19 protein-coding genes and 1 pseudogene are annotated in these 21193 nt (G+C 68.6%); 2 read left to right on the top strand and 18 right to left on the bottom strand.

The annotated features are described in order from the left end of the window. The 7 genes and pseudogenes from AC30PD_RS17465 to AC30PD_RS17435 form a co-directional block, all read right to left on the bottom strand. Positions 1–804: a MipA/OmpV family protein gene (locus AC30PD_RS17465; RefSeq protein WP_489536939.1), complete on the bottom strand. Its 804-nt coding sequence runs from the start codon at positions 802–804 to the stop codon at positions 1–3. A 214-nt stretch (positions 805–1018) separates the two neighbouring features. Further along, positions 1019–1178: pseudogene (locus tag AC30PD_RS17460) on the bottom strand (YkvA family protein); the annotation flags it as partial. An 80-nt stretch (positions 1179–1258) separates the two neighbouring features. After that, positions 1259–3775 carry a ligase-associated DNA damage response DEXH box helicase gene (locus AC30PD_RS17455; RefSeq protein ID WP_489536938.1) on the bottom strand — a complete coding sequence of 839 codons (2517 nt, stop codon included), beginning with the start codon at positions 3773–3775 and terminating at the stop codon, positions 1259–1261. Continuing rightward, positions 3772–5235, bottom strand: coding sequence for a potassium/proton antiporter (locus AC30PD_RS17450; protein ID WP_489536937.1), 1464 nt, complete (start codon positions 5233–5235; stop codon positions 3772–3774). Before AC30PD_RS17450 ends, AC30PD_RS17455 begins: the two co-directional genes overlap by 4 nt. Before the next feature lie 82 nt (positions 5236–5317). Continuing rightward, positions 5318–6043 carry a hypothetical protein gene (locus AC30PD_RS17445; RefSeq protein ID WP_489536936.1) on the bottom strand — a complete coding sequence of 242 codons (726 nt, stop codon included), beginning with the start codon at positions 6041–6043 and terminating at the stop codon, positions 5318–5320. A gap of 88 nt (positions 6044–6131) precedes the next feature. After that, entirely contained in the window at positions 6132–6956 is an 825-nt protein-coding gene (locus AC30PD_RS17440) for a DUF429 domain-containing protein (RefSeq protein WP_489536935.1), read from the bottom strand. A gap of 9 nt (positions 6957–6965) precedes the next feature. After that, positions 6966–7847, bottom strand: coding sequence for an EamA family transporter (locus AC30PD_RS17435; RefSeq protein WP_489536934.1), 882 nt, complete (start codon positions 7845–7847; stop codon positions 6966–6968). Positions 7848–7891: 44 nt separating this feature from the next. Between AC30PD_RS17435 and AC30PD_RS17430 the strand changes: the two genes are divergently transcribed. Beyond that, on the top strand, positions 7892–8929 hold the full coding sequence (locus tag AC30PD_RS17430; RefSeq protein WP_489536933.1) for an asparaginase: 1038 nt from the start codon (positions 7892–7894) through the stop codon (positions 8927–8929). A gap of 26 nt (positions 8930–8955) precedes the next feature. Here the strand turns inward: AC30PD_RS17430 and AC30PD_RS17425 are convergent, their stop codons facing one another. After that, positions 8956–9861, bottom strand: a complete 906-nt coding sequence (locus AC30PD_RS17425) for a DUF4399 domain-containing protein (RefSeq protein WP_489536932.1) — start codon at positions 9859–9861, stop codon at positions 8956–8958. A 188-nt stretch (positions 9862–10049) separates the two neighbouring features. Between AC30PD_RS17425 and AC30PD_RS17420 the strand changes: the two genes are divergently transcribed. After that, positions 10050–10616, top strand: coding sequence for a histidine phosphatase family protein (locus AC30PD_RS17420; protein ID WP_489536931.1), 567 nt, complete (start codon positions 10050–10052; stop codon positions 10614–10616). A 10-nt stretch (positions 10617–10626) separates the two neighbouring features. On the opposite strand, the gene AC30PD_RS17415 is transcribed toward AC30PD_RS17420, so the two are convergent. The 10 genes from AC30PD_RS17415 to AC30PD_RS17370 form a co-directional block, all read right to left on the bottom strand. Next, positions 10627–12321 (bottom strand): ATP-dependent DNA ligase, encoded by a 1695-nt coding sequence (locus tag AC30PD_RS17415; protein ID WP_489536930.1) that lies wholly within the window; start codon positions 12319–12321, stop codon positions 10627–10629. Then, positions 12318–13391, bottom strand: a complete 1074-nt coding sequence (locus tag AC30PD_RS17410) for a ligase-associated DNA damage response exonuclease (RefSeq protein ID WP_489537055.1) — start codon at positions 13389–13391, stop codon at positions 12318–12320. Before AC30PD_RS17410 ends, AC30PD_RS17415 begins: the two co-directional genes overlap by 4 nt. A 22-nt stretch (positions 13392–13413) precedes the next feature. After that, on the bottom strand, positions 13414–14652 hold the full coding sequence (gene clsB, locus AC30PD_RS17405) for a cardiolipin synthase ClsB (RefSeq protein ID WP_489536929.1): 1239 nt from the start codon (positions 14650–14652) through the stop codon (positions 13414–13416). Positions 14653–14660: 8 nt separating this feature from the next. Continuing rightward, on the bottom strand, positions 14661–15458 hold the full coding sequence (locus AC30PD_RS17400) for an endonuclease/exonuclease/phosphatase family protein (protein ID WP_489536928.1): 798 nt from the start codon (positions 15456–15458) through the stop codon (positions 14661–14663). A gap of 15 nt (positions 15459–15473) precedes the next feature. Next, on the bottom strand, positions 15474–15935 hold the full coding sequence (gene nudB / locus AC30PD_RS17395; protein ID WP_489536927.1) for a dihydroneopterin triphosphate diphosphatase: 462 nt from the start codon (positions 15933–15935) through the stop codon (positions 15474–15476). A 74-nt stretch (positions 15936–16009) separates the two neighbouring features. Further along, entirely contained in the window at positions 16010–17803 is a 1794-nt protein-coding gene (gene aspS, locus AC30PD_RS17390) for an aspartate--tRNA ligase (RefSeq protein ID WP_489536926.1), read from the bottom strand. A 138-nt stretch (positions 17804–17941) separates the two neighbouring features. Next, positions 17942–18601, bottom strand: a complete 660-nt coding sequence (locus AC30PD_RS17385) for a DUF502 domain-containing protein (RefSeq protein WP_489536925.1) — start codon at positions 18599–18601, stop codon at positions 17942–17944. A gap of 28 nt (positions 18602–18629) precedes the next feature. Next, the gene (locus tag AC30PD_RS17380; RefSeq protein ID WP_489537054.1) at positions 18630–18989 is read right to left on the bottom strand and encodes an FmdB family zinc ribbon protein; all 360 of its coding nucleotides are present in this window, start codon (positions 18987–18989) and stop codon (positions 18630–18632) included. A gap of 75 nt (positions 18990–19064) precedes the next feature. Then, positions 19065–20612 (bottom strand): ubiquinone biosynthesis regulatory protein kinase UbiB, encoded by a 1548-nt coding sequence (gene ubiB / locus AC30PD_RS17375; RefSeq protein ID WP_489536924.1) that lies wholly within the window; start codon positions 20610–20612, stop codon positions 19065–19067. Then, on the bottom strand, positions 20609–21148 hold the full coding sequence (locus AC30PD_RS17370; protein ID WP_489536923.1) for a hypothetical protein: 540 nt from the start codon (positions 21146–21148) through the stop codon (positions 20609–20611). The genes ubiB and AC30PD_RS17370 overlap by 4 nt, the downstream gene beginning before the upstream one ends. Positions 21149–21193: the final 45 nt, after the last annotated feature.

Genomic DNA, 21193 nt, shown 5'->3' with positions numbered 1-21193 from the left:
TCAAAAGCGGAACCCGAGCGCCGCGATGCCGCTGACCGGGGAGCGCTCGCGCACGATCGGGCTGTCTTTGGCGTCACCCTGCAACGAGCTCGCGCTCACACCGGCGGTGAGTGTCCAGTCGGCGTTGATGAAGTGCGTGACCGAGGCGTTGAAACGCACGTCGCGCACACCGGCACCGGCGTCATAGGCCGGGTTCTGGCTTGTCAGCGCCTGTGCTGCGGTCACGCCGAAGCGGCTCTGCATGTAGGCGCCATTGGCGATCGTGGCCGACACCCCGAAACTCGTGCGCCACTGCGGCGCCAGCTGCACGGCGTAGACCGCGCCCAGGTCGAGCTGGGCGCCGCGGCGGTCGTTGCCCGAGCCGTAGCGCAGCGACGAGGTCAGGTTGAAGTCGCGCGAGAAGTACATGTTGAAGAAGCCGCCGATCTCGGGCCGCGCCTCGATGTCGCCCATGCCGGCCAGCACGCGCGAGCGGTTTTCGCTGCGGCCGAAGTCGGCTGTCACGCGCAGGCCGTATTGCAGGCTCGGGTCGGACGCGAACTTGTAGCCGATGCCGTTGGTCGTGCCGACGAACCAGCCGTTCTTCCAGCGGTACTCGAGCGCCGGCAGCACGCTCCAGCGGCGTTCGTCCGAGCCCATGTAGCGGTAACCGAGCACGGTCGCCACGCCTGCCGTGCCTGCGCCGTCGCCGCTCGGGTCGCCGTACATGCGCACGGCATCGAAAGCCTGGGCCTGCGCAGTGCCCGCGGCGGCGGCAGTGATCGATGCGGCGAGCAGCGGGCGGAGCAAGGGCGTGAGCTTCATCGGTGGGGCTTTCGGTGGGTCTTGTTCAGTCGCCCGGCACTGTAGCCGAAGCCCCGGGCCGATCAGGTCGGCGAAATCAGCCCGGCCACCCACCATACGAACAAGCCGAACAACAGCGCCCACACCAGCACGATCAACAAGGTGCCCCACCACAACGACGGCAGCTTCTGCTGCGAGGTCTCGGCTTCGAGCAGCAGGCCCTGCCACAGCGGCTTGGGCGTGAGCCGCACCACGAGTGCGATGCCCAGCGGCACGATCACCAGGTCGTCGAGCTGGCCGAGCACGGGGATGAAATCGGGGATCAGGTCGATCGGGCTCACCGCGTACGCGAGCACCGCGAACGCCAGCCACTTCGCGGGGCGCGGTGTCTGCGGGTGTTTGAAGAGTTTCCACAGCGCGACGAGGTACACGCGCAGCCGCGTGAGCTTGAGCGCACCGAACACGCGGGCGAGCTTCATGCGCCCGCCTTCATCACGCGCCGGCGCCGCGGGCGTGCTGCGGGAGCACCGGCCGCACTGGCGTCGGCAGCTCGTTCCATGTCGATCAGCATGCGGTTCAGCCTGTCGTTCAGCTTTTCAGTGGTCAGTTTTTCGCGAAAGCGCTCCACCAGCAGCGGCAGCGCAAACGGGCTCGGCACCGCCAGCTCGACGAATTGGACCCGCTGCGCGCGCATGCGCTTCAAGCTGGCGGCGAGGCGGCGAATGTCAAGCTCCTGGCTCAACACTTCGGTCTGCGCCTGGCCGAGCAGGCGGTTGTCGGCATCGTATTTCATGAACACTTCGTAGAACAGCGAGCTCGATGCCTGCAACTGGCGCGTGCTCTTGGGCTGGCCCGGGTAGCCGGTGAACACCAGGCCGGCCACGCGCGCGATCTCGCGGAAGCGGCGGCGCGCCAGCTCGCTCGAGTTCAGGCTGGCGAGCACGTCGTGCAGCAGGTCTTCTTCGCTGAACAGCGACTGGTCGAGCAACGGCGCCGGGTCGATCGGCAAGGCACTCAACAGCTCCAGCCCGTAGTCGTTGATCGACAGGCTGAAGGTGTTGGGCGCGTCTTTCGCAAGCCGCCAGGCCAGCAGGCTGGCCAGGCCGATGTGCGCGTTGCGGCCGGCGAAGGGGTAGATGAACAGGTGCTGGCCTTCGCGCGAATGAAAACGCTCGATCAGAAGCGTTGGGGGTGTCGGCAGTTTCGACAGACGCAGCTGCGTCTGCAGCATCGGCTGCGCAGCCTGCAGTTCGGGCTCGAAGAAGTCGCCCTGCGCCACGCCCGCCAGCACGCCCAGCACCGCGTCGGCCAGCTCGCTCGAGAGGGGCATCTTCGCGCCGGCCCAGCTTGTGACCATGCCCTTGCTTTTCTCCGCCCGTTTCACATACGCCGTCATGTCTTGCGTGCGGATGTATTCGAGCAAGCGGCCGCCGAACACGAAGCAATCACCGGCGCGCAGCCGCGCGATGAAACCTTCTTCGATCGTGCCGATGCGCCCGCCACTCAGGTAGGAGACGGTCATCGACGACTCCGAGACGATCGTGCCCACCTGCAGGCGGTGGCGCCGGCCGATGCCGCGGTCGGGCACGCGGTAGAGCGCACCGACCTTCTGCACGCGGTGGTACTCGGGGTAGGCGGCCAGGCTCGAACCGCCCTTCTCCACGAAGTCGAGCGCCCATTGAAACTCGTCGCGCGTGAGCTTGCGGTAGGCGTGTGCCGTGCGCACTTCCGTGAACAGCTCGTTCGCCTTGAAGCCGCCGCCGAGCGCGACCGTGACGAGGTGCTGCACCAGCACGTCGAGCGGCTTCTCCGGCGTCGCTCGTTTTTCGATCCGCCCGGCCTGCGCGGCGCGCCGTGCCGCCACCGCCTCGACCAGCTCGAGCGTGTTGGTCGGCACGAGCGTGATGCGGCTGGCGCGCCCCGGCGCGTGGCCGCTGCGGCCGGCGCGTTGCAGCAGGCGGGCGATGCCCTTGGCCGAGCCGATCTGCAGCACGCGCTCGACCGGCAGGAAGTCCACGCCCAGGTCGAGCGACGAGGTGGCCACCACCGCCTTCAGCCGCCCTTCCTTCAGGCCGAGCTCGACCCACTCGCGCACCTCCTTGTCGAGCGAGCCGTGGTGCAGCGCGACCAAGCCTGCCCATTCCGGCTTTTCCTGCAGCAGCAGTTGGTACCAGATCTCGGCTTGCGAGCGCACGTTCACGAACACGAGCGTGCTGCTCGACTTCTCGATCTCGGCCACCACCGGCAGCTGCATCTGCTTGCCGAGGTGCCCGCCCCACGAAAAACGCCCGGGGTTGTCGGGCAGCAACGTGTCGATCACCAGCGTCTTGTCGATGCGGCCCTGCACCATCACCCCGGCATGCTGGCCGAGCAACACCTGCATCGCTTCGGGCAGGTTGCCGAGCGTGGCACTCAAGCCCCAGACCACGAGCTGCGGGTTCCAGCGCCGCAGCCGCGCGAGCGCGAGCTGCACCTGCACACCGCGCTTGTTGCCCATCAGCTCGTGCCACTCGTCGACGATCACGGTGTGCACGCTGTTCAGCTCCTCGCGCGCGTTCTCGCGCGTGAGCATCAGGCTCAGCGACTCGGGCGTGGTGACGAGCGCGGTCGGAAAGCGCCGGTCCTGGCGCGCACGCTCGGCGGGCGGCGTGTCACCGGTGCGTTTGCCCACGCTCCAGCGCGAGCCGATCTCGGCGAGCGGCTCCTGCATCGCACGCGCCGAGTCGGCCGCGAGCGCGCGCATCGGCGTGAGCCACAACACACCGAGCGGTGGTGCGTGCGGGCCGGGCTCCGGCAGCTTCAAGGCCGCCGCGCGAGCGAGCGCACCGAACCACACCGCGAAGGTCTTGCCCGAGCCGGTGCTCGCGTGCAGCAGGCCGCTCTGGCCCGCCGCCATCGCGGCCCACACCTCGCGCTGAAAGGCGAACGGCGCCCAGCCGCGCTGTGCAAACCAGGCTTCGGCCGCAGCGGACGAATCGGCCCCCGCAATCACGATGCCGGCACGCCTTTCGGGGCGAGCGCCAGGCCGACACGCGCGATGCGCCCTTCGTGCACGTTGATCACGCGAAAGTGCGCGCCGTGCCAGTCGATGCCGTCGCCCTCGACGGCGTCGCGTGCGAGCTTGTCGGTCAGCCAGTCGCGCAGCGTGAGGCCACCACCCGGCGGCAGCGGCAGCTGGAAGAACGCGCACACATCGGCGAGCGGCAGTTCGGCGTCGAGCGTGAGCCGGCCCTGCACGGCGCGGTGCTCCTGCGGCGGTTGCTCGGGCGGCTCGACCACCTTCAGCCATTGCGCCACGCGAGCGAGCGTGGTGCCCTGCAGCAGCAGCGAAGCCAGCACCACCGCAAAAGCGACGTTGAAGAAGCGGTAGCTGTCGGGCACCTTCTCCATCAGCGGGAACAAGGCCAGCACGATCGGCACCGCACCGCGCAGGCCGACCCAGCCCACGAACAGCCGCTGCCGCGGGCCGAAGCGCATGGGCCACAGACACAACCACACCGACAGCGGCCGTGCCACGAAGATCAGCGCGGCCGCCACGGCGAGCGTGGGCACGATGTGGGCCAGCATGTCGTGCGGCGCGACCAGCAGGCCGAGCAGCAGGAACATGGTGGCCTGCGCGGCCCAGGCAAAACCGTCGAGCGCCGACGACGCCGCATGGGCCGCCTGCTCGGCATTCGCGCGCACGCGCAGGCCGAACAGGTAGATTGCGAGAAAGCCCGAGCCTTCGACCAGGCCCGACGCGGCGAACACCGCGAGGCCCGCCGAGACGATGATCAGCGACAGCACTGCACCGTGTTCCACCGTGAGCGGCAAACGGCGCAACAACCCCGCCACCGCCCACGCACCGGCCAGGCCAATCGCGGCACCGAAGCCGATCTGGCGCGCCAGCAACCAGAGCGCGTCACCGAAGCCCGCATCGGTCTTGATCGTGGCGATCAATGCGAGCACGAGAAACACCGCCATCGGGTCGTTCAAGCCCGACTCGAGTTCGAGCGTCGCCGAGACCCGCTCGTCCAGTCGCAAACCGGTCTGGCGCAGCACCGAGAACACGGCAGCAGCGTCGGTCGAGCCGACGATGGCGCCGAGCAGCAGGCCGTAACGCCAGTCGACCTTCATCACCCACACCGCGACCGCAGCCACGATGCCGGCCGTGAGCAGCACGCCCACCGTGGCCAGCAGCAGCGCGGGTCGCAAGCCGGCGCGAAAGGTCTGCATGCGCGTGCTGATGCCGCCTTCGAGCAGGATCACCGCGAGCGCCGCGTTGCCGACCCAGGCCGCGAGCGGCGCGTTGTCGAACGACACGCCCATCGGGCCGTCCACGCCGACCAGCATGCCGGCGACCAGGAAGACCAGCAGGAAAGGCAAGCCGAGGCGCGTCGACACCACGCCGGCGAGCAGGCTGGTGAAGACCAGCAGGCCCGCGGCCAACAACACCAGGTTGAACGCATGCATCGGCCGACCTTAGCAGAGGCCGGCGATGCGATCGAAGCGCGCGCCGTCGGCCGGCAACGCACCGGCCACCGCCGTCAGTTGCTCAGCGGCCGCTGCGCACGAAACACTGCTTGGCCTTGCCGTAGATCGGGTCGCGCCCGAAGGCCTGCACGTTGCACGGCATGCCGTTGATGGCACGACGGGTCAGGAACTGGCCCTGGGCGCCGTAGCGCACTTCGCCCGGGCCGCTGAAGTTGCAGAAGCCGCCTTCGCTGGCGCAGAACTCCCAGCCGCCTTCCGGGCGCAGCGGCCCGGTGTACTGCTGAACCTGGTACTCGCAGGCCTTGTGCTTGCCATAGGCCGGGTCGCCGAAGACCTTGACGCTGCACAAGATCTCGTTGCGGGCATTGCGGTACACGTAGCGGTTGTCGGTGCCGTAGCGCACGCGCGCCACGCCCTGGAAGCGACAGGGCTGGCCTTCGGTCGCGCACTGCACCCAGTCACCGCCCGACGGGTCTCCGGGCACGGGCCGGCCGTCGCTGTCGAGCGAGTAGTCGCACTGCTTGGGTTGGCCGTAGAACGGGTCGCCGAATTCCTGCTCGTCGCACATGATGCGGCTGCGCACCGACTTGTAGGCGTAGCGCCCGTCGGCGCCATAACGCACCGTGGCCGGGCCGGGCACGCGACAGATCTCGTCCTGCCCCGAGCAGCGCTGCCAGCGCTCTGCGCCGCCTTGGGCCTGCGCCGGCGGCGTGGCCCCGAGGGCCAGCAGCACCACACCGAAGAATGCCAAAAGACGGGCTCGGCAAGCCAGGGAGTTCGTGAACATCTCGGTCCTTTCGTGGCGGTCAGGCGGGTGCGACAACGGCGGGCCGGGAGCCCGTTTTGATCATAGCCGCGCCGGGTCGATCGCGACGTCAGGCGCTCACGATCCAGCCCTCGACCGGGTCGATCCCCTCGGGCAAGCCGCAGCCGGGCCGCGTGCTGGCCCAGCCCGCCTGCATCAGGCACAACACCGCGTCGAGGCGGTCGCCGCTGGCGTCGTCGATCACGTGGTCTCGTTGTGCATGCGTCAGGCGCAAGCGCAAACCGAGCCGCGTGCTGCGGCCTTGTTCGAGCGCATCGAGCATCTCCTTGCGCGCGATCAGGCGCTCGGGTTCGTCCTTGTTCTTGTACGAGCGCCGGCCGATCAGTTCGTGGGCCAGCAGGCCCGGGTACCCCTCCACCGCCAAACGCTCCGGGTCGCCGGCGTGCATCTGCGGCAGCGTCACGCCCGCGCCGAGCAAACGCGCCACGCCTTCGTAGTACATGAAGCCGACCGGCACGTAGCGTGTCTGCAGCGGGCTCGTCGAACTCAGACCCTGCAACGCCGTGTCGGTGCGTCGGTGCAGCAGGCGCTGGCCGGCGGGCTGCGTGTTGCCCCAGGCGTCGATGAAACCGCGCCACTGCATGCGGCTGGGGCAACGGGCATGCACGTTGTGGATGACTTCTTGCGCGCTGCTGCCGAGCGCATGCGCCTCGACGAACGCCCGCGGCAGCCCGAACGGGAAGTCGAACGCCCCGAGCCATGGGCCGGGTGTGGCGAGCCAGGCGGCATAGGCGTCGAGCGTGGTGAAGGCTTCGAGACGCGCGAGCTTGAGCACCGCGCCCGCCAGGTGGCCGAGCGCCACGGTGATCGGCTTCTTCTTGCTCGGGTTGCTGCTGAAGTCGACGCCGGCGAGCAGAGTGGTCGGTGAAGTCATCAAGCGACTCTACCCAAGCGCGAGCGCCACCACACCGGCCGCGATGCAGGCCGCACCGGCGATGCGCAGGCCCCGGTCGCCTTCGCCCAGCAGCCGCCCGCCGATCAGCGCCGCGAACAGCATCGACACCTCGCGTGCCGGTGCCACGTGGCTGAGCGGCGCCAGGCGCACCGCGTACAGCACCAGCACGTAGGCCAGCGGCCCGAGCACGGCCACCACCAGCGCGTAGCGCCACTGCATGTGCCAGGCCTGCCTGAAGGCGGCCGGGTCGCGCAGCGCGGCCGGCAGCAGGAAAGGCACGCGGAACAGGTTGCCCACATAGTCGACCACGATCGGCGACAGCAGCAGCACCTTCACCGCGTAGGCGTCGATCAGCGTGTAGCCGGCGATCAACGCACCGGTGGTGGCGCCGTAGGCCAGGCCGGTGCGCACGCGCTGGCGCTGCGCCGGGTCGTGCACCTTGGCCCACAAGCCCGGGCCGCCGGCGATGAAGAACACACCGAAGGTGACGGCCGCCACCCCGAGCATGCCGACAACACTCAGCCGTTCGCCCAGCAACAGCACCGCACCGAGCGAACTGAGCAGCGGCCCGGTGCCGCGCGCCAGCGGGTACACGACCGTCAGGTCAGACAGCCGGTAGCCCCGCAACAAGGTCGAGAAGTACACGAGGTGCACGACCGCGCTGCCCAGCAGCACGCCCCATTCGAGCCATCCCCAGCCCGGCAGCACACCCCAGCAGGCCCACACGCCGACGGGCGCCCACAGCGTGACGAGCATCAGCGCGGTGATCAGCGCGAAGCGGTCGTCGCCACCGGCTTTCTTGGCAACGATGTTCCAGATCGAATGCAGCAGCGCGGCGGTGACGACGAGGGCGAGCGCGGTGGCAGACATGCGGCTCGATTGTCGGGCACGCCACGCGCGCTACAGTTCGGCGCATGAACCCTCTGCTTGTCGAAGTGATGCGTGGTGGTGTGCTCGAGTCGTGCCACCGTGGTGCCCTCGCGGTGCTCGACGCCGACGGCGCCGTGGTGGCGCAGCTCGGCGACATCGAACACCCGATCTTTCCGCGTTCGGCCGTGAAGCTGCTGCAGGCGCTGCCGCTCGTGGCCAGCGGCGCGGCCGGGCAACTCGACCTCACCGACGAAGAACTGGCCATCGCCTGCGCCTCGCACGGTGGCGAAGAAGTGCATGCGCAAACGGTCGCGAAGATGCTCGCCAAGGCCGGCCTCGACGTTGATGCGCTCGAGTGCGGCGCGCACTGGCCCTACCTCGAATCGGCCGCACGCACGCTCGCCGTGCAAGGCCGCGAACCGAGCGCGCTGCACAACAACTGTTCCGGCAAACACGCCGGCTTCCTGTGCCTGGCGTGTGCACTGCACGGCGGCGGCCCCAACCTTCGTCAGTACGTGCGCGGCTACGTCGGCCCCGAGCACCCGGTGATGCGCGAAGTGACAGCTTCGCTGCAGGCCACCACCGGTTTCGACCTGGCACGAACAGCGCGTGGCACCGACGGCTGTTCGATCCCGACCTACGCGATCCCGCTGCGCCACCTGGCCCACGCTTTCGCACGCACGGGCACCGGCACCGGCCTGAGCAGCGGCCACGCGCAGGCCGCCAGGCGCCTGCGCTCGGCCGTGGCGAAAGCGCCTTACATGGTCGCGGGCAACGGCCGGTTCGACACGCGTGTGATGCAGCAGTTGGGCGAGCGGGTGTTCTGCAAGGTCGGCGCCGAGGGGGTGTTCTGTGCCGCCTTGCCCGAGCTCGGGCTCGGCGTGGCGATCAAGGTCGACGACGGCAACAACGCGCGCGCCTGCGAGGTGGTGATGGCCGCCGTGATCGAAGCTTTTCTGCCGCTCGACGACGAGAGCGCGCAGTTGATGCGCTCTCTCAGCGAAGCGCACCTGAGCAACTGGAACGGGATCGAAGTGAGCCAGCTGCGCGCGGCACCCGTGCTGCGGACCTTGCGCGGCTGACGTGCCGGCGCCGGCCGGCCGGTGTTTCAGAACCGGTCTTGCTGCGTCACGGTCACCGGCAGTTCGTGCGGGCGCAGCAGGTCGGCGCCGCTCACCGGGTCGACGAAGCGCAATCGCAGCAGGTAAGAGCCGACTCCGACAAACACATTCGCCTGCGTGGCGCCGCCCGACAGGTCGAAGCTCTGCGCCGGCTTGCGGTCGGCGCGCGCCAGCACTTCCAGCATGAAGTACCCGGTCTTCTCGGCCGACTGGCCCCTCGCGCACACACCGAAACCGTCGACACCCATGCGCACATTGAAGGGGCTGATCAGCGCTTCACCAGCACGCACGTTGGTGAAGTGCAAGGGCTCGTCGGGCGGGCGCGGGCGCGAGACCTCGTCCTGGTACCACGCGGCACAGCTGGCATCGAAGTTCCTGGCTTCGATCTTCGGCCGCGGCACCGCGCTTCGCGGGCCGAGCACCTCGACGGTGATTTCGGGGCTGAACACGAAGTAAGGCCGGTGCTCGTGGTCGGCGAACAGCAAGCGCAGCGTGTGCTTGCCGGCCGGCAAATCGAGCAGCGTCGAGGTCTGTCCTTTGCCGAAGTGGCGATGGTTGTCGTTGAAGGGCAGCTTGTCGGTGACGCTCGGCGGCATGCGCGTGTCGACCAGGATGTGGTGGTGCCCGGTGCCCTTGAGTTCCTTGCCTGCCGGCACCACGCCCATGCCACGCACCGCAAAGTCGACCTGCATCGGCGAGGCGACCTTGTAGCCGTTGCGCAGGTTCGAGAAGTCGACGTCGGTCAGATCCTTGAGGCTCGGCCGCGTGCGCTCCCGAGTGTGCAACAGCCAGCAGCTGCGTTCGTTGTCGTCGGTCGGCAGCGGCGCGGCGCTTGCAGCCCCTGCCAGCGCCAAAGCCACCGCGCCCACCACCTTGGACCGGATCGAATTCATCGTCGCTCCCCCCGTCTTGCGCGACCATCCTAACGTCGCAAACCAGCGCCGTCGGCCAGCATGACCCTCATTGCAGGCCCGGATTGGCGCCCGAACGTGCATTGCCGCACAAGGGCGGCGATGATTTGCGGCATGCTTCGTCACCCCATGATTGACCCCGTTCCGCCGGCCACCGGGCGCGCCCCGACATGCTGAGGCGCAGCGCACTCGCGGCCGCGCTGGCCTGGCCTGCCGAGCGCCTCTTCGCCGCGCCCGCTGACGCCGAGGCCGCCTTGCGCAGCGGCGGCGTGGTGCTCGCCATGCGGCACGCGCTGGCACCCGGCACTTTCGACCCACCCGGCTTCAAGATCGGCGAATGCAGCACGCAGCGCAACCTGAGCGACGAGGGCCGCGCGCAGGCGCGCGCGGTCGGCGCGTGGTTCGCTGCACGGTCGCTCAAGCCGGCACGGGTGCGCAGCAGCCCGTGGTGCCGTTGTGTCGACACCGCCACGCTCGCTTTCGGCGCGGCCGAAACCTGGGCCGCGCTCGGGTCACCGCGCGCGGCCGGCGAAGCCCGCAACGCCGAACACGTGAAGCTGTTGCGCCAGGCGCTGGTGAACGCCTCGGCACCGGGCCGGCCGTTCGAGGTCTGGGTCACGCACATGTTCGTGTTGTCGGAACTGGCCGGCGAGAACACCGGTTCCGGCGAAGGCCTGGTGCTGAGGGCTTCACGAAGTGGCGCGCCCGAAGTGCTGGCGCGGCTGAACATCGGCTGAAGGTTTTTCTTCAGCCCGCCAGCGCCAGCAGCGCTTCGAGCTGCGCCATGGTGTCGGCCTCGTGCAGCGGCTTGTCGTCGCGGATGCGCAGCATGCGCGGAAAGCGCACCGCGATGCCGCTCTTGTGGCGCGGGCTGCGATTGATGCCTTCGAAACCGAGCTCGAACACCAGCGACGGCTTCACGCTGCGCACCGGCCCGAACTTCTCGATCGTGTTGGCGCGGATCACCTTGTCGACACTGCGAAACTCGGCGTCGGTGAGCCCGGAATAGGCTTTGGCGAAAGCCACGAGTTGCAGCGCGTCGGGCTGCGGCGCCACGCGCCGCGCGATGGCGTCGACCACGGCCTGCGCCTCGGCCGCGTCACGCGGCGTGCGGTTCCACACCGCGAAGGTGTAGTCGGTGTAGACACTGGCTCGACGGCCGTGGCCGGCCTGCGCGTAGATCAGCACCGCGTCGACGCTGAGCGGCTCGATCTTCCACTTCCACCAGGTGCCGTCGCTCTTGGTGCGGCCGGTGCCGTAGCGCGCATCCCGGTGCTTGAGCATGAAGCCCTCGACACCGCGGGCACGCGACTCTTCGCGCAGCGCCGCGAGCTCGGCCCAGCTCGTGCGTTGCTCGGTGGGCGAAAGGTGCAGGCCGGGCGCGGACTGCACGGACGCTTCGAGCAGGGTGCGCCGCAGCGATTGCGGCTGCGCGCGCTGGTCTTCGCCTTGCCACTCGAGCAGGTCATAGGCGATGAACGCAACCGGCGCATCGGCCAACACTTGTCTGTTCAGCGTCTTGCGGCCGATGCGCTGCTGCAGCAGGTTGAACGGCGCCGGCCCTGCGCCCTTCCACACCACGATCTCGCCGTCGAGCACCGTGCCGTCGGGCAGCGCGGCGGCGAGCGCGACGATCTCGGGGAAGCGGTCGGTCATCAGTTCTTCGCCACGCGACCAGACCCACACCGTGCCGGCGCGTTTGACCAGTTGCGCGCGGATGCCGTCGTACTTCCATTCGACCAGCCAGTCGGCGGGCGGACCGAGCCGCGCCTCGAAAGAGTCGGCGCCGCCGTCGAGCTGGTGCGCCAGAAAGAATGGATAGGGCTGGCCCGCGTCCGCCGGCCCGCTGTTCGTGTGCGAAACGATCTGCTCGAAGCGCGCGGCATCGGGCACCTGCTTCGCGTCGGTGTAGCCCATCAGGCGTTGGGCCACGACCTTGGGGTCGAGCGAGGCATGCTCGGCCAGCGCACGCTGCACCAACAGCTTGCTCACGCCGACGCGGAAGCCGCCACCGATCAGCTTGGTGAGCAAGAAGCGGCCGGTGGTGTCGAGCTCGTCCCAGTACGCGGCGATGCGCTGCGCTTGTTCCTGCGGGTCGAGCCCGCGCAGCGGTAACAGGCGCTGCTCGACCCATTCGGCCAGGCCTCGGTCGCCGAGCGCGCCCGGCGGCGGCAGCACGTGGGCGATGGTCTCGGCCAGGTCGCCGACCGCCTGGTAGGCCTCTTCGAACAACCACGGCGCGATGCCGGCACGCTCGCAGGCGAGCGCACGCAACACGGCGGTGGGCACGACCTGGCGGGGTTTGCCACCGGCCAGAAAGTAGACGGCCCAGGCCGCGTCGGCCGCGGGTGCGACCGCGAAGTAGGCCTTCAGCGCGTCGACCTTGGCGCCGGTGGCGGTGCTCGCGTCGAGCGCGTTGAAGAGTTGCGCAAAAGCCTTCATGACGCTGCGGCGGGTGCTTCGACGGCACCACTTTCACGCGCCTCTTCGCTCGCCTCTTGTTCGTCGCCGTATTCGGTGTTGAACGACCCGGCTTGCAGGCCTTGCTCGGCGAGCCAGCGCACCATCACACTTTCGTAGCCGTGCGTCACGATCACGCGCTGCGCGCCGGTGGCGGCGATGGCCCGCTGCAGGCCCGGCCAGTCGGCATGGTCGCTGAGCACGAAGCCGCGGTCGACGGCACGGCGCCGGCGCGCGCCGCGCAGTTGCATCCAGCCGCTCGCGAAGGCGTCGCTGAAATCGCCCAGGCGCTGCGTCCACGCCGAGTTCTGCACCGACGGTGGCGCGATCACGAGCGCCCCTTTGAAGCTCGCCTTGTCCTTGATGCTGGAGACGAGCTCCGTGGGTGGCAGCGTCACACCCGCCGCGCGATACGCCTCGTTCAGCGGCTCGACCGCACCGTGCACGAAGATCGGGCCGATGCCGGCATTCACGCCCGCCAGGATGCGCTGCGCCTTGCCGAAGCTGTAGCCCATCAGCAGGCTGGCACGTCCGGCCGCGGCGTTGGCCGACCACCAGCGGTCGATGTCGGCGAACAGCTCACGCTGTGGCGCCCAGCGGTAGATGGGCAGGCCGAAGGTGCTTTCGGTGATGAAGCAGTCGCAACGCACCGGCTCGAAGGGCGCGCAGGTCGGGTTGTCTTCGCGCGCGTCGGCATCGGCACCGGCGACGAAGTAGTCGCCCGAGGCCACCCACACCCGCCCGCGGTGTTCGAGCCGCACCTGGGCCGAGCCGAGCACGTGGCCGGCGGGGTGCAGCGACAGGCGCACGCCGAAGTGGTCGATGACCTCGCCATAGGGCAAGGTCTGCAGATCGATCTCGCCCAGCCGCGAACGCAGCACGCCTTCGGCCGGCGCGGCGGCCAGGTAGGCCGCGTGGCCGCGCCGCGCATGGTCGGCATGCGCGTGCGTGATCACGGCGCGGTCGACCGGGCGCCACGGGTCGATGTAGAAGTCGCCGGCCGGGCAGTACAGGCCCTCGGGGCGCTGCACGATCAGGTCGTCGGGCGGCATCGAGGCCATGCTCGTGTGGCGCTCAGTAGCGCTTGCCGCTCACCAGCAGCAGCAAGCGCATCAGACCGTAGGCCACCCAGGTGAGCGTGCGCGTAGCGAGCGGCCGGCGCCCGTGCTCGGCCGGGTCGACCCGCCGGCCCTGGTGCTCGATGGCGTCGACCAGGTGCGCACGCAGCTCGCCCGCAAAAACATCGTCGCGCACGAACACGTTGGCCTCGCGTGCCAGCAGCAGGCTCAGCGGGTCGAGATTCGACGAGCCCACGGTGGCGAGCATGCCGTTGCCAGAATCCATGACCGCCACCTTCGCGTGCAGAAAACTCGGCTCGTATTCGATGATGCGAATGCCGGCGTTCAGCATCACGCCATACACGGCGCGGCTGGCGTGGTACTGCATGAAGTATTCGTACTTCGCCTGCAGCAGCAGCGTGATGCGCACACCGCGCCGAGCCGCGCGCAGCAGGGCGCGCTGCAGTTGCACGCCGGGAATGAAGTAGGCGTTGGCGATGAGGATCTCGCTCTTCGCCTGCGCGATCGCGACGCGGTAGATGCCTTCGATGCTGCGCCGGAAGCGCACGTTGTCGCGCAGCACCAGCGATGCCAGCGCGCCGCGCCGCGGGCGGCCGGTGCCGACGATCACGCTCGGGCCGCCGGCCGTGGCCATGTCGGTGCCGGCACGCGCTGCTTCGCGCACCGCCCTCAGCGCGCCTTCGAAGTCACGCTCGCGCGCCTCACGCGTCACCTGCAGGCGCGCCCACAAGCGCGCCATCGTGTCGTGCACGTCGTCCACGAGCGGGCCGGTGACCTGCACCGCGAAGTCGAAACGCGGCTGGTCGAGTTCACCGTGGTTCGGGTCGAAAAAATCGTCGAGCAGGTTGATGCCACCGCAGAACGCGGTTTCGCCGTCCACCACGCAGAGCTTGCGGTGCATGCGCCGCCAGCGCTTGGGCAGCAGCAACCGCCAGCCTTGTGCCGGGTTGAACACGGCCCACTGCACCCCGGCCGCGCGCCAGCGCCGCTGCCATTCGGCAGGCACGTCACCGGTGCCCACGCCGTCGACCACGACACGCACCGCCACGCCGCGCGCGGCCGCCTGTTCGAGCGCTTCGGCCACGCCGAGCGCAGAGCGGTCGAACTGGAAGATGTAGGTTTCGAGCAGCACTTGCGCGCGCGCACCGGCGATCGCGTCGGCCATCGCCGGGAACAGCTCTTCGCTGCCCTTGAGCAGCGTGAGGCGGTGGTCGGGCCGCAGCGCGCGGTTCATCTCACCGGCTACTCGAGCGCCAGCTCGGCCACCAGCGGCAGGTGGTCGGACATGCGCGCCCAGGCCACGCCACGCGGCACCGAAGTCGACAGGCAGCGCATGCCGCGCATGTAGATGCGGTCCATCGAGAACACCGGCAGGCGCGACGGGAAAGTGTTGAAACGTGCCGGCGGGTCGCCCGCAACCCGTGCACGTTGCAGCTTGAAGCCGTGCATCTGCTGGTCGAGCTTCTCGCCCCAGTCGTTGAAGTCACCGGCCACGATCAGCAACTCGTCTTTCGGCACCTCGGCTTCGATAAAACGCGCGAGCCGCTCGACCTGGCGCACCCGGCTTGCGTGCATCAGGCCGAAGTGCGCGACGATGGCGTGCACCAGCACGCCGTTCCAGTGCACCGGCACGTGCAGCAGGCCGCGCTGCTCGAAGCGGTGGTCTGACACGTCGTGGTGGCCGATGTCGCCGAGCGGCCAGCGCGACAGCAGCGCGTTGCCGTGCTCGCCGTGGCGTGTGGTGGCGTTGGTGCGGTAGGCCACGTCGTAACCTTCGGGCGCCAGGTAGTCGGCCTGCGGCATGCGCGGCCAGCCGACGTGGGTGTCGGGAAAGTACTTCGCCTCGGCGCGGTTCAGCGAGCGCACTTCCTGCAGGAACACCAGGTCGGTGTCGAGCGCCTCGATGCCGAGCGCCAGGTTGTGGATCTCGAGCCGCTTGCGCGGGCCGACGCCGCGCACACCCTTGTGGATGTTGTAGGTGGCCACGCGCAACACGTCGATCGGGTGCTGCAGGGTCGAATGGGCGTGGGTGCTGCGCATGCGGGTCAGGTCAGGTCAGATCAATTCAGGCAGGCGCCGGATCGCCGCGGCGTTGGTCGGCGAGAAGCAGGCCTCGGCAGCGGCCTGCCAGCCGAGCCAGCGGTGGCGAAGATGCTCACGCGGCGCGAGCTTCACCGGCACATCACGCGGCACCTGCAGGCTGAACACGTGCTCGGTGTTGTGGGTCACGCCGGTGGCGTAGCGGTGGCGCCAGGTCGGGTAGATCTCGTAGACGTTGTGCATCTGCCAGTCACGCAGGTTGCGGGCCGGCACGTCGATCGAGCCGACCACGATGCCGGTTTCTTCGGCCACCTCGCGCATGGCCGTTTCGATGCCCGGCTCGTCGATGCGGTCTTTCGAGCCGGTCACGCTTTGCCAGTAGCCGGGTTTGTCGGCGCGCTCGATCAGCAGCACCTCGAGCTCGGCGGTGTGGATCACGACGAGGACGGATTCGGGGATCTTGGGAGGCTTGCTCACGGCGCTAAGGCGGGCCAAAAAAAGAGCGCGAAAACCGCGCCCTTTGATTCTGCATCAGCCCCGGCGAAGGGGTATCAGCCCGCCGCCGCCTGCGCGTTCCGCAGCCGGATGTGCAGTTCCCGCAGTTGCTTCTCGTCGACCGCGCTCGGCGCGCTCGTCAGCAGGTCTTGCGCACGCTGCGTCTTCGGGAAAGCGATCACGTCGCGCAGCGACTCGGCGCCGGTCATCAGCATCACGAAGCGGTCGAGGCCGATCGCGATGCCGCCGTGCGGCGGGGCACCGTACTGCAGCGCGTCGAGCAGGAAGCCGAACTTGAGCTGCGCTTCTTCGGCGTCGATCTTGAGCGCACGGAAGACCTTGCTCTGCACGTCTTCACGGTGGATACGCACCGAGCCGCCGCCGAGTTCGATGCCGTTGAGCACCACGTCGTAGGCTTTCGAGATGCAGCGCCCCGGGTCGGTCTCGAGCCAGTCTTCGTGGCCGTCTTTCGGCGAGGTGAACGGGTGGTGCACCGCGCTCCAGCGCTGCGCGCCGTCGTCGTATTCGAACATCGGGAAGTCGACGACCCACAGCGGCTCCCACGCGCCCTGCGCCAGGCCGCGGGCCTTGCCGAACTCGCTGTGGCCGACCTTCACGCGCAGCGCGCCGATGGCGTCGTTGACGATCTTGGCCTTGTCGGCGCCGAAGAACAGCAGGTCGCCGTTCTGCGCGCCGCTGCGCTTGATGATCTCGGCCAGCGCCTGGTCGTGCAGGTTCTTCACCACCGGCGACTGCAGGCCTTCGCGGCCCTTGGCCACGTCGTTGACCTTGATCCAGGCCAGGCCCTTGGCGCCGTAGATCTTCACGAACTCGGTGTAGCCGTCGATCTCGCCGCGGCTCATTTCACCGCCGCCAGGGATGCGCAGCGCGACCACACGCCCGTCCTTCATCTGCGCCGGGGCCGAGAAGACCTTGAAGTCGACGTCGCCCATCACGTCGGTCAGCTCGGTGAATTCGAGCTTGACGCGCAGGTCGGGTTTGTCGGAACCGTAGCGGCGCATCGCCTCGCCCCAGGTCATCACCGGGAAGGCCGGCAGCTCCACGCCGATGGCATGGTGGAAGGTGCTGCGGATCATGCCCTCGAACATCGTGCGGATCTCTTCCTCGGTGAGGAACGAGGTCTCGATGTCGATCTGCGTGAACTCGGGCTGGCGGTCGGCGCGCAGGTCTTCGTCGCGGAAGCACTTGGTGATCTGGTAGTAGCGGTCGAAGCCGGCCACCATCAGCAGCTGCTTGAAGAGCTGCGGGCTCTGCGGCAGCGCGAAGAACATGCCCTCGTGCACACGGCTCGGCACCAGGTAGTCGCGTGCGCCTTCGGGCGTGCTCTTGGTGAGCATCGGCGTTTCGATGTCGATGAAGCCGTTGGCGTCGAGGAACTTGCGCACTTCCATGCTGACGCGGTAGCGCAGCATCATGTTGCGCTGCATCGTCGGGCGGCGCAGGTCGAGCACGCGGTGCGTGAGGCGCGTGGTTTCCGAGAGGCCTTCGTCGTCCATCTGGAACGGCGGCGTGATGCTGGGGTTCAGCACCTCGATCTCCAGGCACAAGACTTCGATCTTGCCGCTGGTGATGTTGGCGTTGACGGTGCCTTCGGGGCGTGCGCGCACCTTGCCGGTGATCTTCAGGCAAAACTCGTTGCGCACGCCTTCAGCCACCTTGAACATCTCGGCGCGGTCGGGGTCGCACACCACCTGCACGATGCCTTCGCGGTCGCGCAGGTCGATGAAGATCACGCCGCCATGGTCGCGGCGGCGATGGGCCCAGCCCATCAGCGTGACGGTCTGGCCCATCAGCGTTTCGCTGACGAGGCCGCAATACGTTGTTCTCATGAATTCACTCCACTGCCCTTGGCAGGCTGGTTGGGCACAAGCGGAGCGCTCGGGCTCCGCGGTTCGGGTTCTCGGTGGGCTCTGCGGCACTGCAAGGCAGGCCTCGGGGCTGGGCGGGTGCCGGACCGCCCAGCCCGGTCAATTTCGGGCCGGCAGCGCAAGGTTTGCGTTCGGCGCGACCACGGGCATCGGCGGCGCCACCACACCCATCGAGATCACGTACTTGAGCGCTTCGTCGACGCTCATCTGCAACACGATCACGTCGGTGCGCGGCACCATCAGGAAAAAGCCCGAGGTCGGGTTCGGCGTGGTCGGCACGTACACGCTCAGGTAGTCGCCAGGCAGGTGCAGCGCGGCTTCGCCGCCGGGCTTGCCGGTCACGAAAGCGATCGTCCAGCTGCCCTGGCGCGGGTACTGCACCAGCACCGCCTCGCGGAAGGCGTTGCCGCTGCTCGAGAAGAGCGTGTCGGACACCTGCTTGACCGAGCTGTAGATCGACTTGACGATCGGGATCTTGCTGAGCAGGCGGCTGCCCTGGCGCAAGGCCCACTGCCCCAGCATGTTGGTGGCGAACATGCCGGTCAGCAGCAACCCCAGCAACATCACGATCACACCCAGGCCGGGCACACGCAGCAGCATGTCGATCAGTGGTTCGGCGCCGACCGGCAGCACCGCCTTGCCGGCGTTGAGGAACCAGCTGAACACGCCGTCGAGCAGGCCGAGCGCGGCCTGCAGCACCCAGATGGTGATGGCCAGCGGCAGCCAGACGAGCAAGCCGGCGATGAGGTATTTTTTCACGCGATTCCTGGGGTGCGGAGCGGGTCGGTCACTTGCTGCCGGCGGCCGGGGCGGCCGGCGCAGGGGCAGCCACGGGTGCGGCCGCCGCCGGTGCGGGCGCCGACGCGGCCGCGTCGGTCTTGGCGGCGACAGCGGGCGCCACGGCGGTGTCGGTCTTGGCGGGCGCGCTCTTCGAATCGTCGCCGGCAGCGGCGGGCGGCTTGTCGCCACCGCGGAAGTCGGTCACGTACCAGCCCGAGCCCTTGAGCTGAAAGCCCGCCGCGGTGACCTGCTTGGTGAAGGACTGCGCGCCACATGCCGGGCACTGCGTGAGCACCGGGTCCGACATCTTCTGCAACACGTCTTTCGCGTGCCCGCACTCGCTGCAACGATAGGCGTAGATCGGCATGGCCAAGCCCTTGATTCGAAAAGGAAAACCGCGAATTATACGATCGGGGCGCAGCGCTGGAGGGCGCTGCAGGGCCTAACGCAGCCGGAGCGCGAAGTACGCCGCCACCAGCCCGATCAGCACACCGCTCATCAGGGTCACCGCGATCAGCAACCAGCGCTGGGTGCGGCGCTGCTCGGTGAGCAGGGTTTCGAGCAAGCGAAGTTCGTTCGCTGTGCGCGGTTGCAAGGCCTGATGAACCAGCCGCGGCAGGTCGGGCAGCAATTGCACATAACGTGGCGCTTCGGTCTTGAGCCGCTCGACCAGGCCTTCCCAGCCGACCTGCTGGTGCATCCAGCGTTCGAGGAAGGGCTTGGCGGTGTTCCACAGGTCGAGCTCGGGGTCGAGCTGGCGGCCCAGGCCTTCCACGTTCAGCAGTGTCTTCTGCAGCAGCACGAGTTGCGGCTGGATCTCGACGTTGAAACGCCGCGAAGTCTGGAACAGGCGCAACAGCACCTGCCCGAGCGAGATGTCTTTGAGCGGCCGGTCGAAGTGCGGCTCGCAGACGGCTCGGATCGCGCCTTCGAGTTCATCGACGCGTGTACCGGCGGGCACCCAGCCGCTTTCGAGGTGCAGTTCTGCCACACGTTTGTAGTCGCGCCGGAAAAAGGCGATGAAGTTCTGCGCCAGGTATTCCTTGTCGACCTCGGTCAGCGTGCCCACGATGCCGAAGTCGAGTGCGATGTAGCGCCCGAAGGTCTCGGGCGCCACGCTGACCTGGATGTTGCCCGGGTGCATGTCGGCGTGGAAGAAGCCGTCGCGAAACACCTGCGTGAAGAAGATCGTGACGCCGTCGCGCGCGAGCTTCGGGATGTCGACACCAGCTTCGCGCAGGCGCTCGACCTGGCTGATCGGCACGCCCTTCATGCGCTCCATCACGATCACGCTCTGGGTGCAGAACTCCCACACCATCTCGGGCACCATGATCAGCTCGATACCCTGCATGTTGCGGCGCAGCTGCGCGGCGTTGGCGGCCTCGCGCACGAGGTCGAGTTCGTCGTGCAGGTAATTGTCGAACTCGGCCACCACCTCGCGCGGCTTCAGGCGCTTGCCGTCGGCCGACAGGCGCTCGACCCAGACCGCGATCGTGCGCAGCAACGCCAGGTCGTCGTCGATCGCGGCCAGCATGCCGGGGCGCAAGACCTTCACGGCCACTTCGCGGCCACCCTTGAGCACCGCGAAATGCACTTGCGCGATCGAAGCGCTGGCCACCGGCTCGGCGTCGAACTGTTCGAAGACTTCTTCGATCCGTTTGCCAAGCGCCTTTTCGACCAGGGCGCGTGCCTGCGCCGCAGGAAACGGCGGCACGCGGTCCTGCAGCTTGGCGAGTTCGTCGGCCAGGTCTTCGGGCAGCAGGTCGCGGCGCGTGGACAGCACCTGGCCGAACTTGACGAAGATGGGGCCGAGGCGCTCCAGCCCGAGGCGCAGGCGTTCGCCGCGCGGCGCGTCGAGCCGGCGCCCGATCGTCAGCACCCGCACCAGGCCGCGCACCCAGCGCTGGCGAAAACTGGACAGCGCGAGCTCGTCCAGGCCGTAGCGCAAGACGGTGACGCAGATGACGATCAGCCGGCCGACGTGCCTCATGGGCGCTGCGCGCCAGCGTCGCGACGGCGCTGAACCAGCCCGCCGAGCGTGCGCACGGCCTCGCGCAAGCCGGCCGCGATGCCGCCTCCGAGGCGCGTGATCTCGCGGGCCGGCACCGGGCCGACGAGGTTCGCCAGGTCGTCCTGCACGTCCCAGCGCAGGTTGTCGAAAAGCCAGTTCAGGTCGGCGGCCAAGGCCGCATCGCCCGACACCTCGACCCTCGGGCGCGCGCCGCTGAGCGCCTGCATCGCCGCCAGCGCCGGGTTCGAAGCATCGATGCTCACGCGCAGGTCGGGCGACGAAGGCGCTTCGCCGGCAGCCCACTCCAGCAAGCCGGCCGCCGTGATAAAAAAACCGGTCGGCGGCAGCGGCGGCAACACGCCGGGCCAGCCCTGCATTTCGATCTGCACGCTGCGGCCAGCATGTTTTTGAAGCCGCTGCATCGCGACCGGCTCCACCCCGAGCACATGGTTGAGGAACAGCGTGACGCGCTCCATCGTGGCCTGGCCGAGCAGCGTTTGCAGGGTGTTGAGCATGATTCGATTGTAGGCACGGCCCCCGTGGGCGGCCCTCTGCTCGGC

The organism is Rhizobacter sp. (genome assembly GCF_032229685.1).
Lineage (GTDB): Bacteria > Pseudomonadota > Gammaproteobacteria > Burkholderiales > Burkholderiaceae_C > LMDS01.
This window is presented reverse-complemented; position numbering and strand designations above follow the sequence as displayed.